Here is a 2,092-nt window from a genome sequence, read left to right as displayed (position 1 = left end):
ATTTGGCCTTTCAAACCGAAACGTGAGCTGCCGCTGTTCCATTCGCCGTTGTCATCACCGCCACGGTCTTGGTAGCGAAGATCGAAACGGCCATCGATGGTTAGGCTGTCGCCAGCGTCATTAACAAAAGTGTGTGCAGCAAAGGCTGAGCTAGAAGTAAGCGCTGCTAAAATCACTGCAGAAAGGGTCGACTTTTTCATCATCAATCTCATTATTCAGGGCGCAGAAAGCCACCGTGCGTTCATGCCCGTTGTGAATAAGGGTTCTATCTTGAGGTTGTGCCCCATCCTTGAGGCACGAGTTGGGAGCATGTCGCCTGAACCGAGAGGGGATTCAGGCAACATAAAGGCGGGTTGACAATCCGCCCCTAGGACTTCTTATAGAGAAGGGTTTAGGATCTGTTGAGTACGCTCGAATACGTCTAGACCTTGCTGTTTTAGCCAGTAAGGTAGGTCGATCAGTACCCAGTTCTCAGATAGCTTGTCGCCGTCACGGTAGTAAACGTCAACCACTTGCATGTCTGCACGTACTTCACCACCTGTCATACCTAGGAAACCACCAATTGGTGTGTTAGATAGGTTTGGCCAGCCGAAGAAACAAGAGAAGTTACCTTCTGCGAAACGACATACGTGGCCGTTAAACTTCTTGTCTTTCAGGTTGTTACGGAACGGCAATTGGTGCTGCTGTTGGTAACGAGGGATTGTGTAAGACGCACCGATACCACATGGACCGTACCAGATCATGTCTTTAGACCAGCTCTTTTCAAGAACTTCTGGTGGGCAACCCATAGCGCCGCTGTCGTTTAGTGCAGATAGGTCATCAACCATCTTGTTCACTAGTGCTAGTGTTGCTACGCCTTCTTCTGGTGCTGCGTCTTCGAACAGTAGGCCGTCGTGGTTACGAGGACCAGGGTATACGAAGTGCTTACCTGTTGATGGTGGTAGTGGGTAACAACCCGCTTGGTCCATTGCACCTAGAAGGTCTAGGAATAGGCCAGTCTTAGTGATCTTGCCGTTTTCAACACAGTTAAATTCTGCGTAACGGATGTTCATGATTTTGCCAGTTGGGCGCATGCCTAGGTATTCAGCGTCGAATAGACCCATGAAGTGACCCATGCTCATTACCCAGATTTCACCTGATGTTACTTCGTTCTCACCACCGATGAAGATGTCTTGACGACGCTGCATGCGAGTCATTGATTTCATCAAAGGAGCCCAGAAAACGTCAGCCGCTGCTTGAGCGCCTTGTTGCTCACGGAATGGGTAAACACCACGCCATAGGTAATCTTCTGAAGTGTGTGCTTTTAGTACTTCTGCCACGTTCTCGTGAGTTGCGTTTTCCATTGCGCTGAAGTATTCACGTACAACGCGTTTCGCTTCTTGATATTTAGACATAATAAACTCTCTTATTTGCTGTCGAGTCGGCTTTGGGAACAGGACTCGAAATTAAGTTTTTTCATCCGACCGGGGAGCCAGCCGGAGTTTTTGAAATTCAGTTACGCTTTTGCTGCTTCGGCTTTTTTGCTCTTATCGAGCACGCCGCCTTTTAGTGTCTCTGGCAGTGATAGCCATAGAAGACCAGCAAGGATCCATACGATTGGTGAACCCCACATTGCGGTTTGTAGGTCGGTACGCTCTTGGATGAAGATAAGTACCATTGGTGCCCACATACCCAGGATACGACCGCCGTGGAATAGCGCCGCGCCGTAGCTACGTAGGTGTGCTGGGAACAGTTCTGAGAAGTAACCACCCCATACCGCTGAAGAAGACAGGCCGAAGTTGTAAATCAGACCAAGTAGAGCCAGCATGTTTAGGCCGCCAATCACCATGTCGCCAGGTGCAACAAAGAAGATTGAAACCATGATGCCCGCTAGGATGAAGCCAAATGCGTTCACCTTACGACCGAATTTGTCAGCTACCCAACCCCAGAACCAAGCACCAAACAGTGAACCAAATGCTGAGATAGAGAAGATGAGACCGATAGTTGCACCGTCGAACATACGTACATCACGTAGGTAAGTGGTTACGAAGCCACCAAAGAATTGGAAACCATAGAAGTTAAGGCCAGCCAGTAATAGACAGGTTAGTGTGAT

At 48.9% G+C, this 2,092-nt stretch carries 2 protein-coding genes and 1 pseudogene; all 3 read right to left on the bottom strand.

The features are described from left to right. Window positions 1–200: pseudogene (locus IQR33_RS35120) on the bottom strand (porin); the annotation flags it as partial. Window positions 201–377: 177 nt separating this feature from the next. Beyond that, entirely contained in the window at window positions 378–1,394 is a 1,017-nt protein-coding gene (locus tag IQR33_RS31920) for a nuclear transport factor 2 family protein (protein WP_005374772.1), read from the bottom strand. Window positions 1,395–1,495: 101 nt separating this feature from the next. Further along, window positions 1,496–2,092, bottom strand: a 597-nt coding sequence (locus IQR33_RS35115) for an MFS transporter (RefSeq protein WP_228014253.1), incomplete at its 5' end; no start/stop codon positions are given.

This window comes from Vibrio sp. OPT46 (genome assembly GCF_015163535.1).
GTDB classification, from domain to species: Bacteria; Pseudomonadota; Gammaproteobacteria; order Enterobacterales; family Vibrionaceae; genus Vibrio; species Vibrio alginolyticus.
Note: the sequence above shows the minus strand (reverse complement) of the source record. Positions and strands in the feature narration are given on the sequence as shown.